The organism is Micromonospora citrea (assembly GCF_900090315.1).
Taxonomy (GTDB): Bacteria; Actinomycetota; Actinomycetes; order Mycobacteriales; family Micromonosporaceae; genus Micromonospora; species Micromonospora citrea.
Genome location: NZ_FMHZ01000002.1, coordinates 3,255,253 through 3,270,659 on the forward strand (window position 1 = coordinate 3,255,253; position 15,407 = coordinate 3,270,659).

13 protein-coding genes, 3 tRNA genes and 1 riboswitch are annotated in these 15,407 nt (G+C 74.8%); of the genes, 12 read left to right on the top strand and 4 right to left on the bottom strand.

Annotated elements, in window-relative coordinates; genetic code table 11:
- Positions 1-102: 102 nt before the first annotated feature.
- Both GA0070606_RS14920 and bluB read right to left on the bottom strand, forming a co-directional pair.
- A complete protein-coding gene (locus GA0070606_RS14920) occupies positions 103-1,743 on the bottom strand; it encodes a helix-turn-helix domain-containing protein (protein ID WP_091099749.1) in 1,641 nt (546 codons plus the stop codon).
- Between the two features lie 546 nt (positions 1,744-2,289).
- The gene (gene bluB, locus GA0070606_RS14925) at positions 2,290-2,919 is read right to left on the bottom strand and encodes a 5,6-dimethylbenzimidazole synthase (RefSeq protein ID WP_091099755.1); all 630 of its coding nucleotides are present in this window, start codon (positions 2,917-2,919) and stop codon (positions 2,290-2,292) included.
- A 36-nt stretch (positions 2,920-2,955) separates the two neighbouring features.
- A riboswitch (cobalamin riboswitch) is annotated at positions 2,956-3,149 on the bottom strand.
- A gap of 162 nt (positions 3,150-3,311) precedes the next feature.
- Between bluB and GA0070606_RS14930 the strand changes: the two genes are divergently transcribed.
- Entirely contained in the window at positions 3,312-4,265 is a 954-nt protein-coding gene (locus GA0070606_RS14930; protein WP_176737326.1) for an EamA family transporter, read from the top strand.
- A gap of 47 nt (positions 4,266-4,312) precedes the next feature.
- A complete protein-coding gene (locus GA0070606_RS14935; RefSeq protein WP_091099761.1) occupies positions 4,313-5,074 on the top strand; it encodes a crotonase/enoyl-CoA hydratase family protein in 762 nt (253 codons plus the stop codon).
- Here the strand turns inward: GA0070606_RS14935 and GA0070606_RS14940 are convergent.
- Positions 5,071-6,546: a dihydrolipoyl dehydrogenase family protein gene (locus GA0070606_RS14940; protein ID WP_091099764.1), complete on the bottom strand. Its 1,476-nt coding sequence runs from the start codon at positions 6,544-6,546 to the stop codon at positions 5,071-5,073. The two genes, GA0070606_RS14935 and GA0070606_RS14940, sit on opposite strands and share 4 nt — an antisense overlap.
- A 175-nt stretch (positions 6,547-6,721) precedes the next feature.
- A complete protein-coding gene (locus GA0070606_RS14945) occupies positions 6,722-7,660 on the bottom strand; it encodes a phytoene/squalene synthase family protein (protein WP_091099768.1) in 939 nt (312 codons plus the stop codon).
- A gap of 65 nt (positions 7,661-7,725) precedes the next feature.
- On the opposite strand from GA0070606_RS14945, the gene GA0070606_RS14950 reads away from it, so the two are divergent.
- From GA0070606_RS14950 to GA0070606_RS14995, 10 genes are all read left to right on the top strand, one after another.
- The gene (locus tag GA0070606_RS14950; protein ID WP_091099773.1) at positions 7,726-8,880 is read left to right on the top strand and encodes a polyprenyl synthetase family protein; all 1,155 of its coding nucleotides are present in this window, start codon (positions 7,726-7,728) and stop codon (positions 8,878-8,880) included.
- Positions 8,880-10,391 carry a phytoene desaturase family protein gene (crtI, locus tag GA0070606_RS14955; protein ID WP_091099776.1) on the top strand — a complete coding sequence of 504 codons (1,512 nt, stop codon included), beginning with the start codon at positions 8,880-8,882 and terminating at the stop codon, positions 10,389-10,391. Before GA0070606_RS14950 ends, crtI begins: the two co-directional genes overlap by 1 nt.
- 31 nt (positions 10,392-10,422) lie before the next feature.
- Positions 10,423-11,043: an isopentenyl-diphosphate Delta-isomerase gene (gene idi / locus GA0070606_RS14960; protein ID WP_091099780.1), complete on the top strand. Its 621-nt coding sequence runs from the start codon at positions 10,423-10,425 to the stop codon at positions 11,041-11,043.
- Entirely contained in the window at positions 11,033-11,977 is a 945-nt protein-coding gene (locus tag GA0070606_RS14965) for a MerR family transcriptional regulator (protein WP_091099784.1), read from the top strand. The genes idi and GA0070606_RS14965 overlap by 11 nt, the downstream gene beginning before the upstream one ends.
- 77 nt (positions 11,978-12,054) lie before the next feature.
- Positions 12,055-12,855 carry a polysaccharide deacetylase family protein gene (locus GA0070606_RS14970; RefSeq protein WP_091099787.1) on the top strand — a complete coding sequence of 267 codons (801 nt, stop codon included), beginning with the start codon at positions 12,055-12,057 and terminating at the stop codon, positions 12,853-12,855.
- Positions 12,856-13,009: 154 nt separating this feature from the next.
- A tRNA-Glu gene (locus GA0070606_RS14975) sits at positions 13,010-13,082 on the top strand.
- 32 nt (positions 13,083-13,114) lie between these two features.
- A tRNA-Asp gene (locus GA0070606_RS14980) sits at positions 13,115-13,188 on the top strand.
- Positions 13,189-13,290: 102 nt separating this feature from the next.
- Positions 13,291-13,364 (top strand) — tRNA-Phe (locus GA0070606_RS14985).
- Positions 13,365-13,575: 211 nt separating this feature from the next.
- Positions 13,576-13,971, top strand: coding sequence for a VOC family protein (locus GA0070606_RS14990; protein ID WP_091099790.1), 396 nt, complete (start codon positions 13,576-13,578; stop codon positions 13,969-13,971).
- Positions 13,972-14,231: 260 nt separating this feature from the next.
- Complete coding sequence (locus GA0070606_RS14995; protein ID WP_218106020.1) at positions 14,232-15,368, top strand: alpha/beta hydrolase family protein; 1,137 nt, start codon at positions 14,232-14,234, stop codon at positions 15,366-15,368.
- Positions 15,369-15,407 lie beyond the last annotated feature (39 nt).

The following is a 15,407-nucleotide window of genomic DNA, read 5'->3' on the forward strand; positions in this document are numbered from 1 at the left end:
TTCGGAGATCAGGAGTACGGAGTGGGCGTGCACACCGTCGACGCCGTCCGCGCGTCGGACCTGGATGCGGGCCGCCGGGCCGAGGGCTTCGACCGCGGAGGGCTACGGTTTGAAGAGGAACACCTGCACGTCGTCGTTGAAGCACGGCACCTGGGCCACGGCGGTACCCGCGGTCCGGCCCCCGTCGATCGGGCCGATGCACATCTTCGGCGCGGTCGCGGCATGCAGCCGGTAGCCCCGGCCCGCGTTCGTCTGGACCGGTTCGAGGATGAACCGCTGGTCCGGGCGGCTGCAGTAGCGGCGCGGCGCCAGCAGCACCCCGTCGGCGGTCGATGGTTCGCCGTTCGGATCGGGGTCGACCTGCAGGCATCCGCCGCCCCCGGACGGGTGCGCCCAGTAGATCTGGTAGGTGTTCGCTGCGACCTTCCGCAGCTCGCTGGTGGCGGGCTGGGCCTCGGCACAGGGAACGAGGACGGCCACCTCCGGCCGGTCGTTCCCGGGCTCCGGACCCACGCCCACGCAGAACGACTTCCCGGCGGTGGCCGCTGGCATCATGCGGTACTTTCCGGGCGCGGGCAGCGCGGTGGCCGCCCTCGTCGGCGACACCCTGGGCGGACTCGGCGCGGTGCTCGTGGGCGCCGGCGCGGCGCTGCTCGGCCGAGGGCTGGGGCTGGGGCTGGATGTCTTCACGCCGGCATCTTCCGACGGCAGGTGTTCCTCGGCGCCGGGCCCGACCGTCTGCTCAGCGCGCACGTCCGCCGGACCGTCACCCCTGTTGGATTCGCGAAGTGTCCGGACGGCCACGCCGGCGGCCACCAGGACCAGCACGGCGACGAGCATGCCGAGGATGCGCCTCGGCCAGCCGGCCCGGAAGGCCAGTGGCGGCACAAAATCCCGCAGACCCAGCGGCTCGGCAGTTGCGGTCGGCTTGCGGTGCAGTCCCGACCAGGTGGCGTCGCGCCGGTTCTTCACGGCCGTCGCCAGCGGCCCTTCCGAATAGGTGGGGAGGCGGACCGGCTTGTCCACGCTCGGGGCCGACCTGCCCCCGGCCGGCTCGGGCCGCGCCTCCGTCGGGTCGGGTCTGTGGGTCGAGTCTGTCCCCGGGCGCTCGCTCGCGGTAGACGAACCCGGCTCGGCGGCGTCCCGGTGCGGCTCGCTGGTGGGTGTTTCGACGGCAGTTGGCTCGACGCCGGTTGACGTGCCGTCAACCGGCTCGGCGGTCAGCCTCGCGGCACCAATGAGGTCCGGGTCGCCGCCGGTCGCCGCCTCCAGCCGCTCCCCGCCGCCGCGTTCCCAGCCAAGCACCTGCGAGAGTTCGTCCGGTAAGGGAGGTACCTCGTCGAGTAGTCCCCACGGCGGGCGAACCCTCGGCTCGTCGACGGATGAGCCGGCGGCAGCCTTGCCCGCGGCGTCAGTGGCGGCGACCGGCTCGGGTTGGCCCGCCATGGCTGCGGCAAGCCTCTTGCGCACCGTGATCCAGCCGTCCACCGTTTCCTGGTCACCGCCGCAGGCCCGGACGAAAGCCGCGACCAGCTCCTCTCTCGGCAGGGTGGCTCGGCCCAACGCCGTGTTCAGCGTGCTGTGCGGCAGCACGTCGCCGGCTTCCCGCGCCTTCCTCGAAACCTGCCGGATGGTCAGTCCGGACCACTGACGTAGCGCGCGCATCTGGGCCACGAACTCGGCCGCTGACCCGACGGCCTGTGGATCAGGCGCCCGGCCGGCGGTGGGCTGCTCGTTCGCCATCGACCGATCCTCCCCCGCGCGTAGGTCCAGCGCGTACAGCCGCGCCGCCCGATTCAAGCCGATCAGTCAACGGATCGCTACCTCGTCAGGATCAATTCAGAACAATCCTCAATAGACAGGACCACATACTCGGACGTGACCAGTTCTCGCGAACCACGGCACGCAGCGGTTCGTCGCGACGGCGGGACGATCTACCCGGCGCGCTGGCCACGGGGCGGCCGGCCACGCACGTCCGGCCCCTGCCAGCCACCGGCGTGGTCCCGTACCGTCCGGCGGCCGCTGGACAGCGACAACCTCGCCGACCCTCCACAGACGATGGGACAGCGGGCGCTGACGATTCGAACCGCGACCGCGCCGCCCGTAGCCGGCCGCCCGGTGCACCGCCCGCTCGAAAACTGGACACCGCCAACACCCACGCGAAGCGAACCCAGGATCCGGACAACTTCCCGGAACAGTGGCCCGGGTACGTCCGTACGTCCCGGAGGCCACTGTTTCCGGGAATCGCGCCGCCACCCGCCCGACGGCGCGGTGCGGGGCGCGGGGGTGTCAGAGGGTCGGTCGGGTCCAGCGGTCGTGGTGGATCGCCTCGGCCAGCGGGCGCTTCTGCCGCCAGCCGTGCCGGGCCAGGTCGGGTACGCGCTCGAAGTGGGTGACCGGGCCGACGCAGAGCCACGCCACCGGCCGGACGCCGTCGGGGATGCCGAGCAGGTCGGCCAGCCACGGCTCCCGGTAGAACGACACCCAGCCGACGCCCAGCCCTTCGGCGGTCGCGGCCAGCCAGAGGTTCTGGATGGCGAGGCAGGCGGAGTAGAGCCCGGTGTCGGCGATGGCGTGCCGACCGAGCACGGCGGGGCCACCCCGGGCCGGGTCGTAGGTGACCACCACCGAGAGGGTCGACTCCAGCACGCCGTCGATCTTGATGCGGGCGAACCGTTCGGCGGCCTCCCCGTCCAGCGTGGCGGCGAACGTGGCCCGCTCGGTGTGCACGTGCTCGTGGAACCGGCGCCGCAGTTCCGGGTCACGGACGACGATGAAGTCCCAGGGCTGGGAGTAGCCGACGCTCGGCGCGGCGTGTGCCGCCGCGAGCACCCGGTGCAGCGTCTCCTCGGGCACGGGCGCCCCGGTGAACTGGGCGCGTACGTCCCGGCGGAGGTGGATGACGTCGTAGAGATCCAAGGCAGGCTCCCGCTGCGCTCGGCCCACGCCCCGGGCGTGGGCACCTGACGCGAGGCCGGTCTTCGGACTCCCGGATCGACGCCTGGCCGTCCGCCTTCCCAGCCCGTCGGGCCAGTGGCTGCGCTCTCGCGCGTGGACGGTGGCTCCCCGGTCACCGCGGCGGGCCCGTGCCGGATTCGCACCGGCTTCCCGATTCTCCCCGCTCGCGCGGGGCACCTCACATGATCGTGCCGCCCGGCATGGTAGCGGGACCCGCCGCGCACCACCGACGGCCGGGGCGCACCGGACCGGCGCCGCCGACAGCCGGCGAGCCAGAACCCACCGGCAGCGATCGCCGGGTCGGCGTGGAAATCCGGTCGCGGCGCGCGCCGTCGCCGAGCACCGTGGTCCGGGTGTACGCGCTCGCCTCCCGCCCCCTGCCGGCCGGGCACCCGGCTGCCCGCCTGACCGTCGCCCTCGGCCGACCCCGGGCCGTGCCTCCGCCGCTGCTGATGCTGCTGGGCATGCTCTCCACCCAGGTCGGGGCGGCCGTCGCCAAACAGCTCTTCGGCAGCACCAGTGCCGGCGGAACGACCACGCTGCGGCTCGGCTTCGCCGCGCTGATCCTGCTGCTCGTGGCCCGGCCCGGGCTGCGGCTGGGCTGGCGCGCCGCCGGCCTGGTCGGTGCGTTCGGGCTCAGCCTGGCGCTGATGAACCTCTCCTTCTACGCGGCCCTGCAACGCGTGCCGCTCGGCGTCGCCGTCACCATCGGCTTCGCGGGGCCGCTGCTGGTCTCGCTCGCCGGCAGCCGCCGCGCCGCCGACGTGGCGTGGGCGGCCCTGGCGGGCGGCGGGGTGCTGCTGATCAGCGGGCTGGGCGGTGCCGGGCTGGACGGGGTGGGGCTGCTGCTCTGCGCCGCCGTCGCGGTCGGCTGGGCCGGGTACGTGCTGCTCGGCAAGGCGGTCAGCGCCCAGGTACCGGGCAGCCGGGGCCTCGCGCTGGGGATGGCCGTCGCCGCGCTGGCGGTGCTGCCGTTCGGGGTCGCGGACGGCGGCGCGGCGCTGCTCGATCCGTGGACCCTCGCGCTGGGCGTCGCGGTGGCCCTGCTGTCGTCGGTGCTGCCGTACTCGGCGGAGCTGGCCGCGCTGCGCCGTATGCCGGCCCGGGTCTTCGCGGTCCTGCTCAGCCTGGAGCCGGCGATCGGCGCGCTGGTCGGGCTGGTCCTGCTGGGCGAACTGCTGGCCTGGTCGCAGGCGCTCGGGGTGGCCTGTGTGGTCGGCGCGGCGCTGGGCGCGACCCTGGTCCGGGGCAGTTCCACCCCCGAGGAACGCGACGCGCCCCGGCGGAATGGGCCACGCGCCCGGTGAGCTGAGGGCCCTGGCGCCGCCGACACCGCCGGGGGCATGCTGTCCCGATGGGCGTACGGGTCGAACGCGACGGGCCGGTGACCACGGTGATCCTGGACCGGCCGGCGGCGCGCAACGCGGTCGACGGGCCGACGGCCCGGGCGCTGGCCGACGCGTTCCGTGCCTTCGAGGCGGACGCCGGCGCGGCGGTGGCCGTGCTCTGGGGCGCGGGCGGCACGTTCTGCGCCGGGGCCGACCTGAAGGCCATCGGCACGCCGAGCGGCAACCGGGTGGAGCCGGAGGGGGACGGCCCGATGGGTCCGACCCGGATGGCGCTCGGCAAGCCGGTGATCGCCGCGATCTCGGGTCACGCGGTGGCGGGCGGGTTGGAGCTGGCGCTCTGGTGCGACCTGCGGGTCGCCGAGTCCGACGCGGTGCTCGGGGTGTTCTGCCGGCGCTGGGGGGTGCCGCTGATCGACGGGGGGACGGTCCGGCTGCCCCGGCTGATCGGCGAGAGCCGGGCGATGGACCTGATCCTGACCGGCCGGCCGGTGCCGGCCGAGGAGGCGTACGCCATGGGGCTGGTGAACCGGCTGGTCGCGCCGGGCGAGGCGCGGGCGGCGGCCGAGCGGCTGGCGGCCGAGATCGCCCGGCACCCGCAGACCTGTCTGCGCAACGACCGGGCCGCCGTGCTGGCCGGCGCGGGCCAGCCGGAGCCGGTGGCGCTGGCGACGGAGCTGGCGTACGGGATGGACTCGCTGGCCGCCGACGCGGCGGTCGGGGCGGCCCGGTTCGCGGCCGGGGCCGGCCGGCACGGCGCGGCGGTCTAGCGGAGGTTGCGCAGGGCGTCCTCGATCGCCCGGTGGAACGTCGGGTACGCGTAGATCATGTGCCGGAGCCGGCTGAGCGGCACGGCCGCGTGCACCGCCACCACCAGCCCGGAGAGCACCTCGCCACCGGCCGGTCCGACCGACGTCGCGCCGATCAGCACGCCCTGGTCGGCGTCGGCGACCAGCTTGACGAAGCCCTCGTTGCCGCTGCGGTGGATCCAGCCCCGCGCCGACGACGGCAGCTCGGCCAGGCCGACCTGCACGTTGACGCCCCGCTCGCGGGCCTGCCGCTCGGTGAGGCCGACCGCGCCGACCTCGGGGTCGGTGAACGTGACCCGGGGCAACGCCCGGTAGTCGGCGCGCGGCACCGCGCCGGCGGACCCGCCCGACCCGGTGGTACCCGACGCGCTGACCGCGCCGGCCGCGCCGCCCGTGACGCGGGCGGTGCCGCTGGCGTCCGGCCCGCTGTCGGCGCGCCGGACGTGGTCGAGCACGTCGGCGACGACGATCCCCGCCTGGTACATGGCGACGTGGGTGAACGCGCCCTCGCCGGTGACGTCGCCGACCGCCCAGATCCCCTCGGTGACGCGCATCCGGTCGTCGACGGCCAGGTACCGCTGGCCGGCGTCCGATCCGACGCTGTCCAGGCCCAGCTCGTCCAGGTGGGCCCGGCGGCCGGTGACCACGAGCAGCCGCTCGGCGGTGAACTCCGCCCCGCCGGCCCCGTGCAGGGTGAAGCCGCGCCCGTCGTGGCGGACCCGCTCCGCCCGTACGCCGGTGTGGATCTCGACGCCGTCGGCGCGCAGCGCGGCGGCGGCCACCTCGGACGCCTCCGGCTCCTCGACGGCGAGCACCCGGTCCGCCGCCTCGACGACGGTGACGCGGACCCCGAACCGGGCGAAGACCTGGGCCAGCTCCAGGCCGATCGCGCCGCCGCCGAGCACCAGCAGCGACTCGGGCAGCTCCTCGACCTCGATCGCCTGGCGGTTGGTCCAGTACGGAGTGTCGGCCAGCCCGTCGACGGGCGGCACGGACGGCTTGGTGCCGGTGCCGAGCACGATTCCGTGCCGGGCCCGGAAGACGCGGTCGCCCACCCGGACCCGGCCGGGGCCGTCGAGGCGGGCGCTGCCCCGGACGAACCGGCCGCCCTTGCCGGTGAAGCGTTCCACCGCCACCGTGTCGTCCCAGGTGTCGGTGGCCTCCTCGCGGATCCGCTTCGCCACCGGCGCCCAGTCGGGCCGGACCTCGGCGGCGCCGGCGAGCCCGTCGATCCGGCGCGCCTCGGCGATCGCGTTGGCCGCCCTGATCATCATCTTGCTCGGGACGCAGCCCCAGTAGGGGCACTCCCCGCCGACCAGGTCGCGCTCGACGCCGACGACGGTCAGCCCGGCCTCGGCGAGCCGTCCGGCCACCTCCTCGCCGCCGACTCCAAGCCCGACCACGACCACGTCCACCAGTTCCGGCTCCGCCATCCCGCCAGCATTCCGCACCCCCCGGTCGCGGGCCAACGGGTCGCCCCGAAATTCCGCTGCCCGTCCGGCACCGGCCCGGCATCGGCGCGATCTGCCAGGACCGGCGGGACCCGGCCCCGGCTACCCGGTCAGGACCGGGCAGGACCGGGCAGGACCGGGCAGGACCGGGCGACGGTCACGGGACGGCAACGGTGACCGGGGTGGGCAGCACGGCCGGTCCGGGGATCACCACCGGCGTGCCGGGCGGGGTGAGCAGGGCGCGGGCCGCCACCGCCAGCCGGCGGCGGCGCGGCACGAGCGCCCGGCCGGCGAAGACGTCGTAGTCCTGCGCGGCCACCTCGTCGAGGATGCCGCCGTAGAGCGCGTACGCCGTGCGCATGCACGCCTGCGAGGCGGGCGCGAGCAGCGTGATCCCGGGCGCGGCGGCGGCGTAGTGCGCCTGCGCGCGGCTCACCTCGTACGCGATCAGCTCCCGGATCCGGGGCGTGGCGCGGCCCCGGGCGCGGGCCTCGACCAGCTCCTCCCGGGTCACGCCGAACAGGGCCAGGTCGTCGTCGGGCAGGTACGTCCGCCCGCGGTCGAGATCCTCGGCCACGTCCCGGATGAAGTTGGTGAGCTGGAAGGCGAAGCCGAGCTGGCGGGCCGGCTCCCGGGCCGCGGCGGGGTCGGAGCTGCCCAGGATCGGCAGCATCATGGTGCCGATGACGGCCGCCGAGCCCTCCATGTAGTCGAGCAGGTGGTCGTAGCTGCGGTACGAGGTGACCGTGAGGTCCATCGCCATGCTCTTGAGAAACGACGCGAAGTCGTCGCGGTCGAGGTCGAAGACGGCGATGGTGTGCAGCACGGCGGGGAGCAGCGGGTCGTCGACGGGCTCGCCGTGCAGCCCGGCGACGAACCGGCCGGCCCAGTCGTCGAGTCGGGCGGCGCGCTCGGCCGGGGGCAACTCCTCGGTCCGGTCGACGATCTCGTCGGCGTAGCGGGTGAATCCGTACAAGGCGTGAACGTGCCGCCGTTTCCAAGCGGGCAGCAGCCGGGTGGCGAGATAGTAGGTGCGGCCATGGTGTCTGTGCAGCTCACGGCAACGGTCATAGGCAGCGGTGAGATCGATGTCCACCGGCCCTCCTCAGTTATCGACGCACCAACCGACGCAACACGTAACCCTAGGGTACTCTCAGCCGCATGGCCAACGACGCAGTTGCGGGTAATACCCTCCGCGTGGCCCCGACAGGCCCGGCCGACGGAGAAGATCCGGTCGGCGCGGTCCTGGCCGCGTACACGAAGGATCTGGTCGCGGCGGTGGACGACACCCTCGCCGCCTTCCTCGCCACCGAGGTCGACTCGCTCACCGAGATCGACGCGGCGATGGGCGGTTTCGCCGCGACGGCGCGCGACAGCGTGCTGGCCGGCGGCAAGCGGGTGCGCCCCACGTTCGCCTACTGGGGCTGGCGCGGCGTGGTGGGCGGCGCGGAGCCGCTGCCGCCCGTGCTGCCGGCGTTCGCCGCCCTGGAGCTGCTGCACACCTTCGCCCTCGTGCACGACGACGTGATGGATGCCTCCGCCACCCGGCGGGGCAGGCCCACCGTGCACACGGCGCAGGCCGCCCGGCACGCCGCCGCCGGGCACCGGGGCGACCCGCGCCGGTTCGGCGAGGCGGTCGCGGTGCTGGTCGGCGACCTCTGCATGGTCTGGGCCGACCGGCTCCTCGCGCACGCCGCCCTGCCGCCGGCGCGGCTGCTCGACGTCCGCCGCTGCTACGACCAGATGCGGGTGGAGACGGTGGCGGGGCAGTATCTCGACGTGCTCGGCGAGAGCGACGCGGCGAACTGGTCGGTCGACCGCGCGCTGCGGGTGGCCCGCTACAAGACCGCGAGCTACACGGTGCAGCGTCCGCTGCTCTTCGGCGCCTGCGTGGCCGGCGTCGCCACCGACGCCCCGCTGATCGCCGCGTACACCCGCTACGGGCTCGCCGTCGGCGAGGCGTTCCAGCTCCGCGACGACCTGCTCGGCGTCTACGGCGACCCGTCGGCCACCGGCAAGCCGGCCGGCGACGACCTGCGCACCGGCAAGCCGACCGCGCTGCTCATGCTGGCCCGGCAGCTCGCCACGCAGGCCCAGCGGCGGGCGCTGGAGCGGGCCCGCCCGGGGGCGGGAGACGGGGAGATCGCCCGGCTCGCCGGCCTGGTCGCCGACACCGGCGCGGTGGACCGGGTCGAGCGCATGATCTCCGACCGGGTCACCGAGGCGCTCGCCGCGCTCGACACCGCGTCGATCGACGAGACCGCGCGCACCGCGCTCACGGGTCTCGCCACCGCCGCCACCGACCGGCGGGCATGATGGGCAACTTCGCACAAGGAGGTGGTCGCGTGCGCACCGTTGACGGACGTACGGACCGGGTGGTGGTCGTCGGCGCCGGCCTGGGTGGGCTGGCGTGCGCGCTGCACCTGGCGGGCAGCGGTCGACAGGTGACCGTGCTGGAGCGCGAGCCGGTGCCGGGCGGCCGGGCCGGCCGGCTCGGCGTGGACGGCTACGAGTTCGACACCGGCCCCACCGTGCTCACCATGCCGGACCTGATCGCCGAGGCGCTGGGCGCGGTCGGCGAGGAGCTGGACGACTGGCTCGACCTGACCCCGCTCGACCCGGCCTACCGGGCCTACTACCCCGACGGGTCGACGCTCGACGTCATCACCGACACCACGCGGATGGCCGCCGAGATCGCCCGGGTCTGCGGCCCCCGCGAGGCCGACGGCTACCTGCGCTTCGTCGACTACGCCCGCAAGCTGTGGCAGTGGGAGCGCGCCGACTTCATCGAGCGCAACCTGGACGCCCCCACCGACCTGCTCACGGGCAACCTCGTGAAGCTGCTCGCGGGTGGCGCCTTCCGCCGGCTCCAGACGAAGATCAACCAGTTCTTCCGGGACCCGCGCACCCAGCGGATCTTCTCCTTCCAGGCCATGTACGCCGGGCTCGCCCCACACGACGCGCTCGCCATCTACGCCGTGATCGCGTACCTCGACTCGGTGGCCGGGGTCTACTTCCCGCGCGGCGGCATCCACGCGGTCTCCCGGGGGATGGCCGGCGCCGCCGAGAAGCACGGCGTGCAGATCCGCTACGACACCACGGTCACCCGGGTGGAGACCGCGAACGGGCGGGCCACCGGCGTGGTGACCGCCGACGGCGAGCTGGTCCCGGCCGACGTGGTGGTGCTCAACCCCGACCTGCCGGTCGCCTACCGCGACCTGCTGCCGCCGACCCGCCCGCGCCGGCTCACCTACTCGCCGTCCTGCGTGGTCCTGCACGTCGGATCGCGGCAGGGTTATGGAAAGATCGCCCACCACAACATCCACTTCGGACGGTCCTGGAAGGGCACCTTCGATGAGGTCATCCGGCGGGGCGAGCTGATGAGCGACCCGTCCCTGCTGGTCACCAACCCGAGCCGCACCGACCCGTCGGTGGCGCCCGCCGGCCGGCACACCTACTACGTGCTCGCCCCGGTGCCCAACCTCGACCGGGCGCCGTTCGACTGGCGGGGCGACCTCACGGACCGCTACGCCGCCCAGCTCGTCGGCACCCTGGAGGAGCGGGGCTACGTCGGCTTCGGCGAGGGCGTCGAGGTGCTCCGGGCGGTCACCCCGGCCGAGTGGGCCGAGCAGGGGATGGCCGCCGGCACCCCGTTCGCCGCCGCGCACAGCCTCTTCCAGACCGGCCCGTTCCGCCCGTCGAACCTGCACCGGACGCTGCCGAACGTCGTCTTCGTCGGCTCGGGCACCCAGCCCGGCGTGGGCGTGCCGATGGTGCTCATCTCCGGCAAGCTCGCCGCCGGTCGCATCACCGGGGGATCCCGTTGACCCTTTCCCGCACATCCGAAAGGCGCGTGTCGTGACCACCCGCGAGGAGCATCTCGTCGAGCTCGTCGACGACGCCGGGCGGGCGCGCGGCGAGACCACCGTGGCCGCCGCGCACCAGCCCCCGGGCCAGCTGCACCGCGCCTTCTCGGTGCTGCTCGTCGACCCCGAGGGCCGGGTGCTGCTGCAACGGCGGGCGCCCGTGAAGACGCGCTTCCCGCTGCGCTGGGCCAACGCCTGCTGCGGCCACCCGGCGCCCGGGGAGTCGCTGACGGAGGCCGCGAACCGCCGGCTGCGCGAAGAGCTCGGCGCCGACCCGGTCGAGCTGACCGAGGTCGGGGTGTACGTCTACTACGCGGAGGACCCGGCCACCGGCCGGGTCGAGTTCGAGTACGACCACGTCCTGCGGGGCGGGTTCCGGCCGGGCAGCCCGCTGCTGCCCGACCCCGACGAGGTGGCCGAGCTGCGCTGGGTCGACCCCGTCGCCCTGGCCGCCGACCTCGACGCCGACCCCCGCGCGTACGCGCCGTGGCTGGGCGGGGTGGTGAACCGGCTGCTGCGACCGACGGGGCCGGCCCTCGACCCGCCGGATGCGGCCACGACCCCCTCCGGCCTGCCGGCGGACGACGCCTCGGAGCGGTCGGGTGGCCGATGAGGCGCTGAGCGCGGGGGCCGTGGCCCGGCGACTCGGGGTCGCCGTCACCACCCTGCGCACCTGGCACCAGCGCTACGGGCTCGGCCCGAGCGAGCACGTCCCCGGCCACCACCGGCGCTACACGCCGGCCGACCTCGCGCGCCTGGAGATCATGCGGCGGCTCACCGCCCAGGGGGTCACGCCCGCCGAGGCGGCCCGGTGGGCCCGTGCGGCCCCGGACGTCGCGCCGGCCGGCGACCGCCCGCGCGCCCGCGCCGCCGGCACCCGGGACGGCGGCGGCGCGACCATCCCGGTCGGCCGGGCCGGGCCGGCCGCCCGGGGGCTGGCCCGGGCCGCCATGCGGCTGGACTCGGTGGCGATCAGCGCGGCGATCGCGCACTCCATCGAGGCGGACGGCGTGGTCGCCACGTGGGACGGGCTGCTGCGCCCGGTGCTCGCCGGCATCGGCGAACGGCACGCCGCCACCGCCGGCCTGGTCGAGGTCGAGCACCTCGTGTCGCGCTGCGTGTCCGAGGCGTTCGCCGCGGTCGCCCGGGCCGCGACGCCCGGCGACCCCCCGCGCATCCTGCTCGCCTGCGCCGACGAGGAGCAGCACAGCCTGCCGCTGGAGGCGCTCGCCGCCGCGCTCGCCGAGGCCGGGGTCGGCTACCGGATGCTCGGCGCGCGGGTACCGGTGGCGGCGCTGGTCGAGGCGGTCAACCGGACCGGGCCGGCCGCAGTGGTGATCTGGTCACACACCCGGGCCACCGCCGATCCCGCCCAGCTCGCCGCCCTGCTCGCGGCGCCCCGCCGGCCGCTGCTGGTGCTCGCCGCCGGGCCGGGTTGGCTGGCGGACTCGCTGCCCGCCGGGGTGGTGCGGCCGGTCGACCTCACCGAGGCGGTCTCGCTCGCGCTGGCCGTACGTGACTCGCTGGGCCAGTCGACGGCGGACTGACCGGGGGTGCCGGGACGCGACGCCGTCCACTAGCGTCGGGGGTCCGCTGACCCCGACCCCCTCTTCGGGAGCGAACGATGCGCCCACGCGCCGTACTGGCGTCCGCCCTGGCCCTGGCACTCCTCCTCGGCGGCTGCGGCGACACCACCCCGGCCGGGTCCGGGGCGGCCGGCCCCAGCCCCGTCGCCTCCGCGCCGCTGCCGCCGGCACCGAAGCCGAGCGCCAGTCCACGGCCGAGCCGCACCACGCCGCCGCCCAGGCGCCCGGTCCGGCCGCTGCCGACCACGCTGCCGGCCGGCCTGCACCGCACCACGGGCGCACGGGCGGTGGCGCTGACCTTCGACGACGGGCCGGACCCGGTCTGGACGCCGAAGGTCCTCGACCGCCTCCGCGCGGCCCGGGTCACCGCCACGTTCTGCGTGGTCGGCACCCAGGCCCGCCGGCACCCCGACCTGATTCGGCGGATCGTGCGCGAGGGGCACCAGCTCTGCAACCACAGCTGGCGCCACGACCTGGACCTGGCCCGGCGGCCGGTCGCCGAGATCCGCGCCGACCTCGCCCGCACCAACGCGGCGATCCTGGCGGCGGTGCCCGGCGCCAAGGTGCCGTTCTACCGGCAGCCGGGCGGCCGGTGGACGCGCGAGGTGGTGACCGTCGCCAAGCAGCTCGGCATGCGCTCGTTGCACTGGAACGTCGATCCGCAGGACTGGGACAAGCCGACCGCCCCGACGATCACCAAGCGGGTACGCGCCGCCGCCCGGCCCGGATCGGTCGTGCTGCTGCACGACGGGGGCGGTAATCGGGCCGCGACGCTGGCCGCCTGCCCGCACCTGATCGTCGACCTGAAGCGCCGGTACGGCATCACCCGGCTCCGCTAGACCGCCCCTGACCTGCGCTTTTACGGGCCTGTGTGGCTCGGGCCATACCGGTTTGGTCGACCGGGGGGCCATCACGTAAGCTATCCAAGCCTCCGGCGGGGCCGGATGGGAGCAAGTCCGCTTGAAGTTGCGAGTGTGCAATGATGGCGGGGCCGCCCTCATCGTCTAGCGGCCCAGGACGCCGCCCTTTCAAGGCGGTAGCACGGGTTCGAATCCCGTTGGGGGCACGGTCCGGCTTCGGCCGGAGGCAACAAAGCTAGGTCCTGTGGAGCAGTTGGAGTGCTCGCCGCCCTGTCAAGGCGGAGGTCGCGGGTTCAAGTCCCGTCAGGACCGCAGCGCTTACGCCGCGCCCATATGCGCGGCGTTCTGCGTATCGGAGCGTGCGACCCTCCCGGCGGCGAGCCCGTCGTGCGGGTAGCATGAACCGAACACCACGGCCAGGTAGCTCAGTTGGTACGAGCGTCCGACTGAAAATCGGAAGGTCGGCGGTTCGACCCCGCCCCTGGCCACATAGCCTTTCGCCGGGCTACTGAAGCGCCGACCAGCGGAAACGCCGGTCGGCGCTTCTGCGTTCGGGGTGGTCCTGCGCGGCTCCGGATGGGCGGTTGCACGCGGTTCAGCCCTCCTCGGTAACGTCTTGTGACAGTCGTGATCTTCGTTCAGGATGGGCGGCGGCACGGGCCCACACCGCGGGTCCCGTCCGGACCACCTGGGAGCGTCATGACAAGCAGATTCACCGAGTTGGGCATCGACTGCCACGATCCGGAGAGACTCGCGGCCTTCTGGTGCGAGGTCCTGGGCTTCACGGTGATCGACCGGAGTGCGGGCAAGGTCGAGATCGGTTCCTGGGTGCCGACCGTCGAGGACGTTCGGGCCCGCCAGATGCCGCCCACCCTGCTGTTCACCAGGGTGCCCGAGGGCAAGACGGTGAAGAACCGACTGCACCTCGACGTCAGCCCGGTCGACGGCAGCACCGAGGACGAGGTGAGAAGACTGCTCGACCTCGGCGCCACCAGGGCGGACGTGGGCCAGGGCCCGGACCGGAACTGGGTGGTCATGGCAGACCCCGAGGGCAACGAGTTCTGCGTCCTACGCACCCTCGCACCGCAGGAGTAGGCGCGAGCGACAGCAGCCGACAAGCCTCCGCGTCGCCGACCTCAGTCACAGCGCCCCGAACAGGGGACGGTCATCCCGGACGAGGCGGTGAACCAGCATGCTCGGGCCCTGACGAAGGTGGGTGCGCCCGCCTGTCGTTCGGGCGCGGTGCCGACCCCGGGCGGATCCCTACCGTCGACGCGTCACGACGGATCCCCTGGGAGGCAGCATGATCACACCAATGACGCGCGCCGGCTCGACGGCACCGGCCGGCGGCCGCCTTGCGTAGCGGCGGCCGGGCACTGCTCGTACTCCTGACGCTCCTGGCCACGCTGCTGGCCGGCGGCCCGGTCGCGGCCCGGGCGTCGGCGCCGGCGTTGACGTTGCCGGCGCCGACGGGCCGCTATCCGGTCGGCACCACCTGGCTGCACCTGACCGACGACGCGCGGCCCGACCAGTGGCGGCCCGAGGTGCGCCGGGAACTGATGGTGTCGCTCTGGTATCCGGCGGTGGCCGCGCCGGGCACGCCGGCGCCCTACACCACGGCGGCGGTCTCCGCGCGGATCATCGCCGCCGAGGGGTTGCCCCTCCCACCCGACCTGTTGACCAGCGTACGCACCAACGCCCGCCGCGACGTGCCGGTCCGCCCGACCGTCCGGGGCTGGCCGCTGGTGGTGCTCTCCCCCGGCTTCAGCCTCAGCCGGGAGTCGCTGACCGGGCTGGCCGAGGAGCTGGCCAGCCGCGGGTACGTGGTGGCCGGCGTCGACCATCCCCACGAGGCGCGAGGCGTCGAGTTCCCGGACGGCAGGGTCGCCGACTGCCTCGCCTGCGAGGCGACCGGGCCGGACCGGATGCCCCGCGTGGTCGAGGGGCGGGCGGCCGACGTGTCGTTCCTGCTGGATCGGCTGACCGGACCGCGTCCGGTGTGGCGCGGCGCCCGGTTCCTCGACCCGACCCGGATCGGCATGGTGGGGCACTCCGTCGGCGGCGCCAGCGCCGCCCAGGCGCTGCGTACCGACCGGCGGGTCGACGCCGGGATCAACCTGGACGGCACCCACTTCGTCCCGGTCCCGGCGGGCACGGTGGCCAAGCCGTTCCTGCTGGTCGGCTCGGAGGGGCCGACGGACGGGAGCTGGCTGCGCGACTGGCCCGGCCTGGCCGGCTGGAAGCGCTGGCTCACCGTCACCGGCAGCGGTCACCTCTCCTTCACCGACCGGCCGGTGCTGGGCGCCCAGCTCGGCATGGACCCGGGCGCCATTCCGGGCGACCGGCAACTGCTGATCACCCGCGCGTACGTCGCGGCGTTCCTCGACACGCACCTGCGCGGGCGACCGCAGCCGCTGCTCGACGCGCCGGCCCCGGCCTACCCCGAGGTGCGCTTCCAGGACGGGGCGCCGTCACCGGTCGCGGCGGGATGAACGATCCGGTCCCCACCCGAGCAGGACACGGGTGGGGAC